At 68.3% G+C, this 14658-nt stretch carries 13 protein-coding genes and 1 pseudogene; 12 read left to right on the top strand and 2 right to left on the bottom strand.

The window, feature by feature from the left end:
* From ACXJKR_RS10035 to ACXJKR_RS10015, 5 genes and pseudogenes are all read left to right on the top strand, one after another.
* Positions 1-189, top strand: a pseudogene (locus ACXJKR_RS10035) (carbohydrate ABC transporter permease); the annotation flags it as partial.
* A 688-nt stretch (positions 190-877) separates the two neighbouring features.
* Positions 878-3766, top strand: coding sequence for a hypothetical protein (locus ACXJKR_RS10030; protein ID WP_457322721.1), 2889 nt, complete (start codon positions 878-880; stop codon positions 3764-3766).
* On the top strand, positions 3763-4482 hold the full coding sequence (locus ACXJKR_RS10025; protein WP_457322720.1) for a carboxylesterase family protein: 720 nt from the start codon (positions 3763-3765) through the stop codon (positions 4480-4482). The genes ACXJKR_RS10030 and ACXJKR_RS10025 overlap by 4 nt, the downstream gene beginning before the upstream one ends.
* Positions 4479-7760 (top strand): GH36-type glycosyl hydrolase domain-containing protein, encoded by a 3282-nt coding sequence (locus tag ACXJKR_RS10020; RefSeq protein WP_457322719.1) that lies wholly within the window; start codon positions 4479-4481, stop codon positions 7758-7760. The genes ACXJKR_RS10025 and ACXJKR_RS10020 overlap by 4 nt, the downstream gene beginning before the upstream one ends.
* A gap of 9 nt (positions 7761-7769) precedes the next feature.
* Entirely contained in the window at positions 7770-7991 is a 222-nt protein-coding gene (locus tag ACXJKR_RS10015) for a hypothetical protein (RefSeq protein ID WP_056192911.1), read from the top strand.
* On the opposite strand, the gene dtd is transcribed toward ACXJKR_RS10015, so the two are convergent.
* Together dtd and ACXJKR_RS10005 are read right to left on the bottom strand one after the other, a co-directional pair.
* The gene (gene dtd / locus ACXJKR_RS10010; RefSeq protein ID WP_056192908.1) at positions 7988-8428 is read right to left on the bottom strand and encodes a D-aminoacyl-tRNA deacylase; all 441 of its coding nucleotides are present in this window, start codon (positions 8426-8428) and stop codon (positions 7988-7990) included. The genes ACXJKR_RS10015 and dtd overlap by 4 nt on opposite strands.
* Positions 8425-9318 (bottom strand): cation diffusion facilitator family transporter, encoded by an 894-nt coding sequence (locus tag ACXJKR_RS10005; RefSeq protein WP_056192904.1) that lies wholly within the window; start codon positions 9316-9318, stop codon positions 8425-8427. Before ACXJKR_RS10005 ends, dtd begins: the two co-directional genes overlap by 4 nt.
* A gap of 47 nt (positions 9319-9365) precedes the next feature.
* Between ACXJKR_RS10005 and ACXJKR_RS10000 the strand changes: the two genes are divergently transcribed.
* The 7 genes from ACXJKR_RS10000 to ACXJKR_RS09970 form a co-directional block, all read left to right on the top strand.
* A complete protein-coding gene (locus tag ACXJKR_RS10000) occupies positions 9366-10379 on the top strand; it encodes a dienelactone hydrolase family protein (protein ID WP_235531822.1) in 1014 nt (337 codons plus the stop codon).
* Positions 10380-10482: 103 nt separating this feature from the next.
* Positions 10483-11388 carry an acetylglutamate kinase gene (argB, locus tag ACXJKR_RS09995; protein WP_056192901.1) on the top strand — a complete coding sequence of 302 codons (906 nt, stop codon included), beginning with the start codon at positions 10483-10485 and terminating at the stop codon, positions 11386-11388.
* Between the two features lie 119 nt (positions 11389-11507).
* A complete protein-coding gene (locus ACXJKR_RS09990; RefSeq protein WP_056192898.1) occupies positions 11508-12194 on the top strand; it encodes a pyrimidine 5'-nucleotidase in 687 nt (228 codons plus the stop codon).
* A 77-nt stretch (positions 12195-12271) separates the two neighbouring features.
* Positions 12272-12958 carry a response regulator gene (locus ACXJKR_RS09985; protein WP_056192896.1) on the top strand — a complete coding sequence of 229 codons (687 nt, stop codon included), beginning with the start codon at positions 12272-12274 and terminating at the stop codon, positions 12956-12958.
* 28 nt (positions 12959-12986) lie between these two features.
* Positions 12987-13616: a nucleoid occlusion factor SlmA gene (gene slmA / locus ACXJKR_RS09980; protein ID WP_056192893.1), complete on the top strand. Its 630-nt coding sequence runs from the start codon at positions 12987-12989 to the stop codon at positions 13614-13616.
* Positions 13617-13639: 23 nt separating this feature from the next.
* Positions 13640-14506 (top strand): ATP-binding protein, encoded by an 867-nt coding sequence (locus ACXJKR_RS09975; RefSeq protein WP_056192890.1) that lies wholly within the window; start codon positions 13640-13642, stop codon positions 14504-14506.
* On the top strand, positions 14503-14658 hold a 156-nt coding region (locus ACXJKR_RS09970; RefSeq protein WP_457322722.1), incomplete at its 3' end, for an NUDIX domain-containing protein. The genes ACXJKR_RS09975 and ACXJKR_RS09970, both read left to right, overlap by 4 nt.

Below are 14658 nucleotides of genomic sequence, written 5' to 3'. Positions count from 1 at the left end.
TTGATCGTGTTGACGGATGGCGAGATGCACACGCTGCCAGTCGCATTGGCTGCGTTGTCGCGGGAGCATGTGAACGACAGCGAGCTGATGATGGCGGGGGCGGTGATCACCGTGCTGCCGGTGCTGGGGTTGTTTGTGGCGCTGCAGAGGTATTACATGCAGGGGCTGTTGATGKGGAGTGTGAAATGACGGCCCGTTGCAGTGGCTTTGTGCCTATGCCCAGCCGGGAGTTCGCCCCGGCGGGCGACCTTCTTTTTGAGCGACCAAAAAGAAGGCAAAAAGTCGCCCCTGCGAAACCGCCCCTGCGGGGTTCCCTGCGATGCTCTGAACCCGGGGCCGCGCCCAACTCACTTCGCTACGCTGCGTTCAAACAAAGGGGCGCGAAGTCAGAGCTTGAGGCTCGCTGYGCTCGCGCCCCGGGCTCCTGCGCTTCTCGGCGGTTTAGAAGGGGAGTTCTCGAAACAGCCGAACAGCCAACAGCCAAACCCGAAAGCCGTTCGCACCGAGGTGGTTTTCTCCCCCCCTTTGAGCCCGCCGAGGAACGCAAGACCTTGAGGCCGCGCGCGCAGCGCGCCTCAAGAACTGACTCCGCGCAACTGTTTGAMCGCAGCGTAGCGAAGGGAGTTTTGCGCGGGGCCTCAAGGGCTGAGTACCGCAGGGCACCCCGCTGCGAAGCAAAGGGGCGGGCGGTTCGGGGGCGACTTCTTTGCCTACTTTCTTGTTCGCACAAGAAAGTAGGTCGCCCGCCGGGGCGAACTCCCGGCATGGGCCTTACCTCTCAACCTGCAGCCGCCAAGCCATGAGAAGGTTTCTCTACGTCTTGCTGACTTGCACCCTGCTCGCGTGCCTTGCGTCTCACGCCGCCATCCTCGATGACATGAAGGACGCCACCCGCTGGAAAGCCACCGCCTCCGACCAGGTCAAGGCTACCCTTCGACAAGACTCTCGCGACGACTCCCTCTGCCTCGACTACGACTTTGCCGGCGTGTCGGGCTATGCCGTCCTGCGCCGCGAACTGCCGCTGGACTGGCCGGCCGACTTCGCGCTGACGACCCAGCTCAAGGGCAAGACCACCGGCAACGACGTGCAGATCAAGTTCGTCGACGCCAGCGGCGACAACGTCTGGTGGATCAATCGCCCGGCGCTGACCCTACCCGACACGCTGACCGAGACGCGCTTCAAGCGCCGCCACGTCGCCTTCGCCTGGGGGCCGACCGAGGACCGCGTGCTCAAGCGCAGCCAGTTCATCGAGTTCGTCGTCGTCGCCGGCCAGCAGGGCGGCGGGGCAGGGGCCTTGTGCGTCGGCGCCCTGGGCCTGGAGCCGCGCGAGCCCGCACCCAAGGCCTGGCCCGAGCCGCGCCGCAGGCTGGGCGCCAGCGAGATGACGCTGGACTTCCAGACCTTGCGCGAGTTCAACGGCCTGTGGTTTGCCAGCGGCGCGGCCATGCGCATCGAGGTCTCCGACGACAACCGGCGCTGGAAGACGCTGTCCACCCAGCCCGGCCGCGCGTTGTTCCTCGGCGAGCAGGAATGGCGCTGGCTGCGTCTGCGTTACGAAGGAAAAAAGCCGCCTGAGGTCGAGTTGCGTGACGCCGCGCAATGGCCGGACCGCAACGCCGCCGTCGCTGAGCTGGCCAAGTCCCTGCCGCGCGGCGAGCTGCCGCGGGCCTTCCTCGGCGAACAGAATTACTGGACCGTCGTCGGCGTGGATGGCGGTGCCCAGCGCTCCGGCCTGGTCAGCGAGGACGGCGCCATCGAGCTGACCCGCGGCGGCCCCAGCATCGAGCCGACCGTGCGCCTGGCTGATGGTCGTCTCGTCACTTGGGCTCAGGTGCGCACGGGGCACAGCCTCATCGAGCACGCCTTGCCGGTCGTGCGGTGGCAGCATGCAGACGTCGAGTTGCGCGTCGAAGCCGGCGCCGACGGCCCGGCCAAGGCGCCGCAGCTGCTGGCCCGCTACACGCTGCGCAACCCGACCAGCAAACCGCAGCGCTACTCGCTGCTGCTGGCATTGCGCCCCTGGCAGGTCAACCCGCCGCAGCAATTCCTGTCGACACAAGGAGGCATCAGTCCTTTGCCCACCGTGGCCTGGGCCGATGGCAAGTTGACTGCTGCCGGCCTGGCCCTCCAGCCACGCGAGACGCCGGCCGAAGTGCGCGCCGCATCGTGGAGCGCCGGCCCCGGCTTCGCCACGCTGCTGCAGGCGCCGCCCCTCACGCAACTGGCGGACGCCGAGCAACTGCCCTCCGCGCTGATGCGCTTCGACATCGAACTCGCACCGGGCGAGGCACGCAGCCTGGGCTGGGTGATGGGCGGTGATGCGGGCGCCCTCGACACCCGCCTGGCCGTCGCCGCCGCGCAATGGCGCGACCGCCTCGGCGTGCTGGAACTGAACCTGCCGCCCCAGGCCCAGCCCATCGCCGACACCATGCGCAGCGCGCTGGCGCAGATCCTCGTGTCCCGCGACGGCCCCGCACTGCGCCCCGGCACGCGCTCCTATGCCCGCTCGTGGGTGCGCGATGGCGCCATGATGGTGGCCGGCCTCGTGCGCATGGGTGAGGCCCAGGCCGCGCGCGAGTTCGTCGACTGGTATGGCGGCTATATCTTCGAGTCGGGCAAGGTGCCCTGCTGCGTCGACCAGCGCGGCGCCGACCCCGTCGTCGAGAACGACAGCCACGGCCAATACCTGTTTGCCGTCGCCGAGCTCTGGCGTCACACCCAGGATCGCGCGCTGCTGGAGCGCCACTGGCCCAAGGTGCAGCGCGTCGTGGCGTGGATGGAGGCCCTGCGCCAGAGTGAACGCAAGCCGGGTGCCGACCCGCGCTTCAAGGGGCTGATGCCGCCGTCCATCAGCCACGAGGGCTACAGCGACAAGCCGGCCTATTCCTATTGGGACGACTTCTGGGCCTTGCGCGGCAACAAGGACGCGGTGCAGATTGCCCAGGCCCTGGGTGACACCGCGCAGGCCGTGCGCTGGGCGGTGTCGCGTGACGAGTTCGAGGCCGAACTGGGCGCCTCCATCACTGCGACCGCCCGGCACTACCAGCTGAACCACATCRCCGGCGCCGCCGACCGCGGCGACTTCGACGCGACGTCGACGACCATGGCCCTCAACCCGGCCCAGGCCGACAAGCTGCCACCCGAGCTGTTGCGCGGCACCTTCGACCGCTATGTGTCGGAAGCCGAGGCCCGCATCACGGGTCGCAAGGCCTGGGCGGACTACACGCCCTACGAACTGCGCAATGTCAGCGCCCTGGTGCGCCTGGGTCGGGTGGATGAAGCGCACCGGCTGCTGGCCTGGTTCTTCACGCACCAGCGCCCGATGGGCTGGAACCAGTGGGCCGAGGTGGTGCGGCCCGATGCGCGCGAGGCCCGCTTCCTGGGCGACATGCCGCATGCCTGGATCTCGTCCGACTACCTGCGCGCGGCCCTGGACCTGCTGGCCTACGAGCGCGAAGCCACCGGCAGCCTCGTGCTCGGCGCTGGCCTTTCGCCCGCCTGGCGCATGGCGGGCGACATCGGCGTGGCCGGCCTGTCCACGGCCTGGGGGCGGCTGGACTATCGCTTGCTCAAACGCGCCGATGGCGGCTGGACGCTGCATATCGACCGCCGGCCCGAACGACTGCCTGGTGATTTGCGCCTGGCCTGGCCGGGTACGGAGCGGTTGCCGCGCGCTAACGTCGAGACTCAGGGCCTGAGCTGGCAGGACCGCGAACTGCCCCTGCCCGCCAACGCCACCACCATCCAGCTGGAGCCCGCACCATGACGATGAACCGCCGCCAGTTGCTGTTGACGACACCGGCTCTGCTCAGCGCCTGCGCGGCCTTGCCGCCCACGCCTGCCGGCCTGGCCGCCGGCGAGCAGCGCGCCTGGGAGCTCGAAGGCCAGCGCTTCTGGATCTGGCTGCCGCGCGAATACAGCCAACGCACCGAAGCCTGGCCGCTGGTTGTCTTTCTGCACGGCTCGGGCGAGCGTGGCACCGACCTGGAGAAGGTCAAGGTCCACGGCCCGCCCAAGCTGGTCGCCGTCGGCGCCGACTATCCGTGCATCGTTGTCAGCCCGCAGCTCGAGGACAACCTGCGTTGGGACCCCGAGCGATTGCACAAGCTGCTCGGCGCCCTCAAGGCCAGGCTCAATATCGATCCGCAGCGCTGCGTCGGTACCGGCCTGTCCCTCGGCGGCTTCGGCGTGTGGCACTGGGCCACGGCCTTCCCGCGCGACCTCGCGGCCATCGCACCTGTCTGCGGCTTTGGCGACCCGGCCAAGGTGTCCGCCATGCGCGGCGTGCCGGTGCGCGGCTATCACGGCGAGCAGGACCAAGTCGTGCCGTTGGCGCCGCACATCGCCTGTGTCGAGGCGCTGCGCGCGGCCGGTGGCACTGCATCACTGACCATCTACCCCGGTGTCGGCCACGACTCCTGGACGCCGGCCTATCAAGATCCTGGACTGCTGCCCTGGCTGTTGGCGCAGCGACAAACATGACCGTTCACTCCCTTGGCAACAAAGTCGGCCTTGAGGCCGAGCTGCTGTCCCATGGCGCGCTGCGCCGCCTGATGTTCGGGCCGGCGCTGATGCTCAACCTCTTCCCCGGCAACGAGCTGGAAGGCGGGCCGGCCAATGTCTGGCTGCGCCGGCGCGATGCGGGCGGCAATTGGCGCATCGCAGCGCTGCTGGGGCCGCTCTCGCCGCTGAGCGCGCACACCGACGAAGGTGCCTTCGAGATGCGCGGTGAGTGGGACGGCCTGGCCCTGCGCCTGCAACTGCGCCTGGCCGCAGATGAGGCCGTGCTGTTCTGGCATCTGCAGGCCGCGAACGTTAGCGACACCGCCTGCGAGATCGCACCCGTGCTGGTGCAGGACGTGGGCCTGGCCGACTATGGCGCCGCGCGTACCAACGAGTTCTACGTCAGCCACTACATCGACCTGCAGCCGCTGCARCACCCCGGCCACGGCGTGCTGCTGGCCGCGCGCCAGAACCAGGCGCAGGGCGGCAAGCACCCCTGGCTGCTGGCCGGCTCGTTGCGCCGCGCGGAGAGTTTTGCGACCGATGCCAGCCAGGTCTGGGGCCATGCCGCGCGTGAGGGCGCCTTGCCGCCCGGGCTGTTGAGCGGCCTGCCGGGTCAGCGCCTGCAGCACGAGCACGCCCTGGTCGGGTTGCAGGACGAGGCACTGCCGCTCGCGCCCGGTGAGCGCGCGGCGGCGGGCTTTTTCCTGGCGCTGCAAGCCCATCATCCCGGGGCCAGCAGCGATGCCGACCTGGCCCGGCTGCCCACGCTGCTGGCGCTGCCCGAGGCCCAGCCATCCAACATGCTGGACGCGCCGGGCCTCTTGCCGGCGCCCAGCCTGTTCGCCAGCGCATCGATGCTGGCCAGCCAGGACTTCAGCGACGAGGACCTGGCCGCCTACATCCCCGGCGAGCGTCGCCATGAGGAATGGCAGGGCAACCAGCGCTTGAGTTTCTTCACCGGCGAGGCGACCCACGTCGTGTTGCGCGCCAAGGAACTGCTGGTGCAGCGGCCCCACGGCCACATCCTGCGCAGCGGCGACCATCTCGTGCCCGACGAGGGCGCGCTGACGTCCACCTGCTGGATGGGCGGCGTCTTCCATTCCATGCTGACCCAGGGCCATGTCAGCATCAACCGCCTGCTGTCCACGCAGCGCAGCCTGCTCGGCCTGTTCGGCACGGCCGGTTTGCGGCTGTTCGTGCAGCCACAGGTGAGCGACTGGCTGCTGCTCGGCCTGCCGTCGGCTTTCGAGATCCAGCCGCAGCGTTGCCGCTGGCTGTATGCCTTTGATGCCGGCGTCATCGAGGTCGTCGCGTCGGCCGCCGCCACGCCGGATGCGATGGCGCTGAGCGTGCGCATGCTCAAGGGCCGGGCGCTGCGCCTGCGGGCCAGCCTCAACCTGGCCGTGGGCGGTGACGATGGCGCCGCGCCATTCAAGCCCGTGTGGGAGCACAGTGGCAGCCGGCTGCGCATCACGCCGCCCGAAGGCAGCGAGCTGGCGGAGCGCTTTCCCGGTGGCGGCCTCGTCATCGACGCGCCGGGCCTGGCCATCGTGGGCGACGACGGCCGGCTGTTCGACGACGGTGTCAGCCGCGGCGAGCCGCTGGTCTGCCTCGACTTCTCGCCGACGTCGGCGTTTTCGCTGACGCTGCGCGGCGAGCTGCTCGACACCGCGCCGCCACCCGCCCAGCCACTGACGCTGCCGCATTGGCAGCACCCGGCCCTGGTGCAGCTGAGCGACATCCTGCCCTGGTATGCCCACAACGCCCTGGTGCACTACCTGTCACCGCGTGGCCTGGAGCAGTACTCCGGCGGTGGCTGGGGCACGCGCGATGTCTGCCAGGGGCCGCTGGAAATGCTTTTGGCCCTGGGCCAGACCGCACCGGTGCGCGATCTGCTGCTGCGTGTCTTCAGCAACCAGAACCCGGATGGCGATTGGCCGCAGTGGTTCATGTTCTTCGAGCGCGAGGCCAAGATCCGTGCCGGCGACTCGCATGGCGACATCGTCTTCTGGCCGCTGCTGGGCCTGGCGCAATACCTCATCGCCAGCGGCGACGCCGGCCTGCTCGACGAGGTACTGCCCTTCCATGACGGCGAGCCGGCCACACTGGCGGCGCATGTGGAGCGGGCGCTGGCGCTGATCCGCCAGCGCGTCGTACCCGGCACGGGGCTGGCCGCCTACTGGCATGGCGACTGGAACGACTCGCTGCAGCCGGCCGACCCGGCACTGCGAGAGCGCCTGTGCAGCGCCTGGACGGTCACGCTGCACCACCAGATGCTGCACACGCTGGCGACGGCCTTCACGCAGATCGGCCGAGCCCACGACGCCGCCGCGCTGACCGCCGAGGCCATGGGCGTGCGCGCCGAGTTCCAGCGCCTGCTGGTGCAGAACGATGTCGTCGCTGGCTATGCACTTTTCCCTGAGCAGGGCGAGCGCGAGCTGTGGATCCACCCGCAGGACACCCGCACCGGCCTGCGCTACAGCCTGCTGCCGATGATGCATGCCGTCATCGACGAGCTCTTCACCCCTGAACAGGCCGCCATCCAGGCCGCGCTGATCGAGCAGCATCTGAAGGGCCCCGATGGTGCCCGCCTGTTCGACGCGCCGCTACCCTATCGCGGCGGCCCGTCGCAGCTGTTCCAGCGCGCCGAGACCAGCACCTTCTTCGGCCGCGAGATCGGCATCATGTACATGCACGCCCATCTGCGCTATGCCCAGATGCTGGCCCATCTCGGTCACGCCGAAGCCTTCCTGCAGGCGCTCGCGCTGGCCCACCCGATTGCACTGACCGACCGCGTGCCCAGCGCGAGCCGGCGCCAGGCCAATTGCTACTACTCCAGCTCCGATGCCGCCTTCCCCGACCGCTACGAGGCCCAGGCCCATTACGGCCGAGCGCTGGCCGGCGAGGTGGCGCTGGACGGCGGCTGGCGCATCTATTCCAGCGGCCCGGGCATCGCGCTGGGTCTGGTCATCAACTCGCTGCTCGGCCTGCGGCTGGAGCAGGGCGCCCTCGTCGTCGATCCTGTCATGCCGCCGTTGCTGGACGGGCTCACCGTGCAGCTGGTGCTGGCGGACTTGCGCTTCGAGCTGACCTACCGCGTCGGCTCGCGCGGATATGGTGTGGAGCGGGTGCGGGACGAGGCGGGCGCCGAGCTGCCGGCCATGCGGCGCGCGAACGCCTACCGCATGGCTGGACTGGCGCTGGCGCGGCCTGTGCCAGGCAGCCTGTCGCGGCTGACGATAGAGATCGGGTAGGAGATCCTCGTGGTGAAGATCCTTGCGAAGTTCTGGCTCTTGCGCTTCCTGCAGGTGTTCGTGCTGGCATGCGCCGTGCTGGGCGGCATCGAAGCCCTGCAGCATGGCGGACAGGAGGCGTCCTACCGGTCCGTGCTGACCTGGGCGGCGCTCACGGCGTTGATGACGGCGACGGTCTCGGCCTGGTGGGCCTACAAGCGCCAGTGCAAACTCGTCTTCAAGGATCCCTAAACCATCCGTATCGGGATGGTGACGGGGCCGTCGTTGATGAGGTGGACCTGCATGTCGGCACCGAACTCGCCATTGGCGACGACAGGGTGCTGGCTTCGTGCAAACGCCAGCGCGTGCTCGTAGAGCCGGCGTCCCGGCTCCGCCGGAGCAGCGCCCGTGAAGCTCGGCCGGTTGCCGGCACTCGTGTCGGCCGCCAGCGTGAACTGGCTGACGATGAGCAGGCCGCCGGCCACGTCCTGCAGGCTGCGGTTCATCTTGCCGGCGTCGTCGCTGAAGACGCGCAGCTTCAGCACCTTGGTGATCAGCTTCTCGGCGGTCGCCTCGCTGTCGGTGGGTTCGGCGCAGACCAGCATCAGCAAGCCCGGGCCGATGGCGCCGACAACAGCACCGCCCACTTCGACGCGTGCCTCGCGCACCCGTTGCAATACCGCGATCAAACCAGGTCCTCCTCGTCCATGTTGTGGGCCTCGACGTCCATGGGCAGCAGCTGGATGCTGGCGCGCAGCCCGGGCACGGCACTCATCAGCGCCTGCTCGACGTCCACGCGCAGCGCCGCGGCGCGGCCCAGAGTCCAGCTGGCCGGCATGTGCATGTGCAGGTCRATGAAGCGACGCTGGCCGGCCACRCGGCTGGCGATGTGGTCGAAGCGGATGGCGTGCGGATGGATAAAGCCGTCCAGCACCGCCATCACCTGAGTCATGGATTCGGCGTCCAGGGCCTGGTCCATCAGGCCACCGGTGGACTCGCGCATCAGATGCACGCCTTCGCGCAGGATGTTCAGCGCCACGATGATGGCCAGCAACGGGTCCAGCCATTGCCAGCCGGTGGCCATGACACCCAGCAGCCCGGCCACGACACCGGCCGAGGTCCAGACGTCGGTGATCAGGTGGCGCGCATCGCCCTCCAGTGCCACCGAGCGCACCTCGCGTGCCTTGCGCAGCATGGCCCAGGCCATGGCACCGTTCAACGCCGAGCTGACGACGGCCAGCGTGACGCCGACGCCGATGGCTTCCAGAGCCTGGGGGTGTTGCCAGCGGTCTGCAGCGCCCCACAGGATGCCCAGGCCGGCCGCGATGATGAGGATGCCCTCGAAGCCGCTGGAGAAGTATTCGGCCTTGTGGTGACCATAGGGGTGGCCTTCATCCGGTGGCTGGGCGGCCAGCGTCACCATGGCCAGGGCGAACACGGCGCCGGCCAGGTTGACGAGGGACTCCAACGCGTCGGCCGCCAGGCTGACCGAGCCCGTCCACCACCAGGCGGCGGTCTTCAGCGCAATGGTCACGAGGGCGACTGCGACCGAGAGCTTGAGATAGGCGCTGGCTTGCATGGCGGCATTGTCAGCGGCGCGCAGCAGGCCCCCGCAGAATGGGTGCCATGATGAATGCCGCTTTGATACGCGTTGCGGCCAGCCTGCTGGCCATGCTGTTGCTGGCGTTGCCGTTCGCGACGCCGGCCCAGGACCTGAAACCCGATACGCAGGGGCGCATCGACTTCGACAGCTTCACGCCCAAGACCATGTTCGACCTCGCCCGCGAGCGCCGCCAGAACTGGGCGGCGCAGCGCGTCTGGGGCGAACTGAGCCTGCCCAGGGGCGCCGGCGACAAGGTCCCGGCCATGGTGCTGATGCATGGCAGCGCCGGCGTGGAGAGCAGCATGTCGCAATGGGTCGACGCCTTGAACGACATCGGCGTCGCTACCTTCGTCGTCCACGTCTTTGAGGCGCGCGGCGTCAAGCGCACGGCGGAGAACCAGACGCTTGTTCCCTACTCGGCCGACCTGATGGACGCCTTCCAGGCGCTGATGCTGCTCGCCGGTCATCCACGCATCGATGCTTCCCGTATCGGCATCATGGGCTTCTCGCGCGGCGGAAGCGTGGCCTTCCAGACCGCCATCGAACCGCTGCGCCGTGCCGTGGTGAAGAGTGACCTGAGCTTCGCCCTGCACATCCCGGTGTACGCGGGATGCAACCAGGTCTACTGGTCGCCGCGAGTGACGAAGGCGCCGCTGCTCAACCTCGTCGGCGCTGARGACGACTACGCCACGGCGCGGCCCTGCGAGCAGTTGGCCGAGCGCTACGCCGAGGCGGGCACGCCGGCTCGCACCATCAACTACGCCGGGGCGCCGCATTCCTGGGACGCCATGTACCAGCCCTTCCTGCTGGAGGGGGCCACGTCGGCAGCGCCCTGCGGCGTGCTGCGCTGGGACATCGAGGCGTGGAAGATCACGGCCGAGCGAACCGGCGCGACCATCGACGCGGCGAGGCTTGGGGAGTTCTTCGACAGCTGCGTCATCCGGGGCGTGCATGTCGGGCGCAACGAATCGGCCTTCCGGCAATCGCGAGCGGATGTGAAGGCCTTCGTGCGGCAGGTGTTTTTCGCCGGCAAGTGACCCGCGGGCATGCGCCGGATGCATCCTCAAGCTGGCGGGTCATGGGAGCAACCGCCATGGCGTCGTCCCTAGAATCCGCCTGCTGCTTTCCGGAGTCCGCTGCATGACCACCCCCCACACCACCGACGTCTCCCACATCGCCCCGCGCGAGAAGGCCGAGATCCTTTCCCAGGCCTTGCCCTACATCCGCAAGTTCCACGGCAAGACCATCGTCATCAAGTACGGCGGCAATGCCATGACCGACCCGGCCCTGCAGCAGGACTTCGCCGAGGACGTGGTGCTGCTCAAGCTCGTGGGCCTGAACCCCATCGTCGTGCACGGTGGCGGGCCGCAGATCGAAGGCGCCTTGAGCCGCCTGGGCAAGAAGGGCGAGTTCGTGCAGGGCATGCGCGTCACCGACGAGGAGACGATGGAAGTCGTCGAGTGGGTGCTGGCCGGCCAGGTGCAGCAGGACATCGTCGGCCTCATCAATGCCGCCGGCGGCAAGGCCGTGGGCCTCACGGGCCGCGACGGCGGCATGATCCGCGCGAAGAAGCTCAAGATGATGGACAAGGACGACCCAGCCAAGGAGCACGACGTCGGCCAGGTCGGCGACATCGTCGCCATCGACCCCAGCGTCGTGAAGGCCCTGCAGGACGACCAGTTCATCCCCGTCGTCAGCCCCATCGGCTTTGGCGAGCACAACGAGAGCTACAACATCAACGCTGACGTCGTCGCCGCCAAGCTGGCCACGGTGCTGCAGGCCGAGAAGCTGCTGATGCTGACCAACATCCGCGGCGTGCTGGACAAGAACGGCGAGCTGCTGACCGAACTGACGCCGCGCCGCATCGACGAGCTGGTGGCCGACGGCACCATCAGTGGCGGCATGATCCCCAAGATCGCCGGCGCCATTGACGCGGCCAAGAGCGGTGTCAATGCCGTGCACATCATCGACGGCCGTGTGCCGCACGCCATGCTGCTGGAGATACTGACCGATCAGGCCTACGGCACGATGATTTCGTCTCGATGAGACGAAATGCTCGTGCCGCGTCTGAGCCGAAGGGGAGGACTTGCGATGATTTCGTCTCGATGAGACGGAATGCGCGTTCCGCGTCTGAGCCGAAGGCGAGGACTTGCGATGATCGGTGGGTGACGAAATCTCGCGACCCGGTCTGGCTGTTCGACCTCGACGACACCCTGCACAACGCTTCGCATCGGGCGTTCACCGAGCTGAATGCGTCGATGGCGGCCTATATGGTCACCTACCTCGGCCTGACGGAAGAGCAGGCCGCCGCTCTGCGCAACCGCTACTGGCAGCGCTATGGCGCAACGCTGACGGGGCTGCAGCGCCACCATGGCGTGAAGCCGGCGCATTTCCTCAGCGAGACCCATCGCCTGCCCGGGCTGGAGGCCCATCTGCATGGCCACGGCCATGACCTGGCCGCGCTGCGCCGCCTGCCGGGGCGCAAGCTGCTGATGACCAATGCGCCGCGCAGCTATGCCGAGCGCGTGCTGGCGGCCATCGGGCTGTCCGGCGTCTTCGAGCGCCTGATCTGCGTCGAGGACATGATCATCTTCGGCCACTCCCGCCCCAAGCCCGATACGCGCATGTTCCGTATCGTGCTGGCACGCCTGAAGCTGAAGCCGGAACGCTGCATCCTCGTTGAAGACACGCTGATCCACCAGAAATCGGCCCGCAGCCTGGGGCTGCGCACCGTCTGGATGCAGCGCTGGCTGCGCAAGGCGGCCGATGGCCGGCGCCTGCAGCACCGCCCGGCCTACGTGACCCAGCGGGTGCGTTCCCTGGCAGCCTTGTTACGCTACCCCCTGTTCTGAAGGAAGACGCTCATGGATGAGGGGGTATCCTCACCTGACAATGCGGCTTCCGCGCGTTTGGAAAGTCCACAGAGTCCATGTCCCCRTTCTCGGTCCTGATCGTCGAAGACCAAGCCCGCTTCCGCGAGGCTTTCACTCACGCTCTGGGCAGCGTGCCCGACATCGAGCTGCTGGGCATCGCGCCCGACCTGCCCCAGGGCCGGCGCATGTTCGATCAGTTGCAGCCCGACGTCCTGCTCGTTGACCTGGACTTGCCTGGCGGCAGCGGCATCGAGCTGATCCGCCATGCGGCCCAGACCCGGCCGCAGTGCGAGGTCATGGTCATTTCCGTCTTCGGCGATGAGCAGCATGTGGTCGCCAGCATCGAGGCTGGCGCCACCGGCTATCTGCTGAAAGACAGCCTGGCGCTGGACCTGCCCGGCCAGCTGCGCTCTCTGCGCGCCGGCGGCAGCCCCATCAGCCCCGTCATCGCCCGCCGCCTGCTGGTGCGTCTGGCCCCCGGGTCGCAGAACTCGACCGGCCCCTCGCCGGAGGCCATGGCCGCGACGATGGCCGACGAGGAAGTTGTCGCCCTGTCCGAGCAGGAATCGCGCGTGCTGCACCTGGCGGCCAAGGGTTTCACCTTCGATGAGATCGCGCAGTTCATGCAGGTCTCGCCGCACACGGTGATGACCTACGTCAAGCGGGTCTACCGCAAGCTGCACGTGCGCTCCAAAGTGGAAGCGATCTACGAAGCTCGCCGCCTGGGCTGGCTGCGCGACTAGGGCTGTAACAGGCCCTAACATCGCCGGCATGGACGCCGACCAGCCCGCCGCCGACAGCCCCGCTGCCAACCCCAAGAAGCGCCCCAAGCCCGGCGAGCGCCGCACGCAGATCCTGCAGGTGCTGGCCGGCATGCTGGAGCAGCCGGGCGCCGACCGCATCACGACGGCGGCGCTGGCAGCCAAGCTCGACGTCAGCGAGGCGGCCCTGTACCGCCACTTCGCCAGCAAGGCGCAGATGTTCGAGGCGCTGATCGATTTCATCGAGAGCAGCGTCTTCGGCCTGGTCAACCAGATCGCCGACTCGCCGCATCCCCTGCCGCCGCCTGGCAAGGCCGCGCGCATCGCCAGCGTCATCCTGCAGTTCGGCGAAAAGAATCCCGGCATGGCGCGGGTGATGGTGGGCGACGCCCTGGTCTACGAGAACGAGCGGCTGGTGGCCCGCATGAACCAGTTCTTCGACCGCATCGAATCCTCGCTGCGCCAGGTACTGCGCGCCGCAGCCGAGGCGCAGGGTTCACTGACGCCGACCGTGCAGGCCAATGCACAGGCCTCGGTCTGGGTCAGCTTCATCATTGGCCGGCTGCAGCGCTATGCCCGCTCGGGCTTCAAGCGGCTGCCGACGGAGCAGCTCGAAGCCTCGCTCAAGGCGATCGCCTGAGCCTGCCCGCCTAAACTGCGGCGATGTCTGCCGCTCTGGATTCCTTCCTCACCCGCGCCGAGGGCCTGCTGACCCGGCTCGAAGCCGTTCTGCCCCACGCCGCCACGCCGCCCGACTGGGCTGCTTCCACCGCCTTTCGTGCCCGCCGGCGCCATGGCGCCCTGGTGCTTGAGCCGGTGCGCGCCGTCAGCCGCATCCGCCTGTCAGACCTGCAGGAAGTCGAGCCGCAGAAGGAGCGCTTGCTGCGCAATACCGCCCAGTTCGTCGCCGGCAAGCCGGCCAACAACGTGCTCCTGACGGGCGCCAAGGGCACGGGCAAGAGTTCGCTGATCAAGGCCGTGCTCAACGAGTTTTCGAGCCAGGGCCTGCGCCTCATCGAAGTCGACAAGGCCGACTTGGTGGACCTGCCGGACCTGGTCGAACAGGTTGCGGCCCGCCCGGAGCGCTTCGTGGTTTTCTGCGATGACTTGAGCTTCGACGAAGGCGAGGCCAGCTACAAGGCGCTGAAGAGCGTGCTTGACGGCTCCGTTGCTGCCGCCACCGACAACGTGCTGATCTACGCCACCAGCAACCGCCGCCACCTGCTGCCCGAGAAGATGGTCGACAACCTTGCGGGCACCCATGGCGAGCATGGCGAAATCCATCCCGGCGAGGCCGTGGAGGAGAAGATTTCGCTGTCCGAGCGCTTCGGGCTGTGGATCAGCTTCTACCCCTTCAGCCAGAACGAATACCTGGCCATCGTGGCGCAGTGGTTGCGCCACTTTGGCGTGGACGACGCCGCCATTGAAGGGGCACGCCAGCCGGCGCTGATCTGGGCGCTGGAGCGCGGCTCGCGCTCGGGCCGTGTGGCTTACCAGTTCGCGCGTGACATGGCGGGGCGCGCCGAATGACCGAACGTCCCATCACTGAAGTGGCGGTTGGCGTACTCGTCGCGCCTGACGGCCAGTTCCTGCTGACTTCGCGGCCTGAGGGCAAGGTCTACGCCGGCTACTGGGAATTCCCGGGCGGCAAGGTCGAGCCGGGCGAAAGCATCGAGCAGGCG

The organism is Roseateles sp. P5_E11, assembly GCF_054049355.1.
Note: the sequence above shows the minus strand (reverse complement) of the source record. Positions and strands in the feature narration are given on the sequence as shown.

What these genes read in the sequence shown, in the direction of transcription:
- argB (WP_056192901.1), top strand. Translation starts at nt 10,483, where the DNA reads ATGACCACCCCCCACACCACCGACGTCTCCCACATCGCCCCGCGCGAG.
- ACXJKR_RS10025 (WP_457322720.1), top strand. Translation starts at nt 3,763, where the DNA reads ATGACGATGAACCGCCGCCAGTTGCTGTTGACGACACCGGCTCTGCTC.
- ACXJKR_RS09975 (WP_056192890.1), top strand. Translation starts at nt 13,640, where the DNA reads ATGTCTGCCGCTCTGGATTCCTTCCTCACCCGCGCCGAGGGCCTGCTG.
- slmA (WP_056192893.1), top strand. Translation starts at nt 12,987, where the DNA reads ATGGACGCCGACCAGCCCGCCGCCGACAGCCCCGCTGCCAACCCCAAG.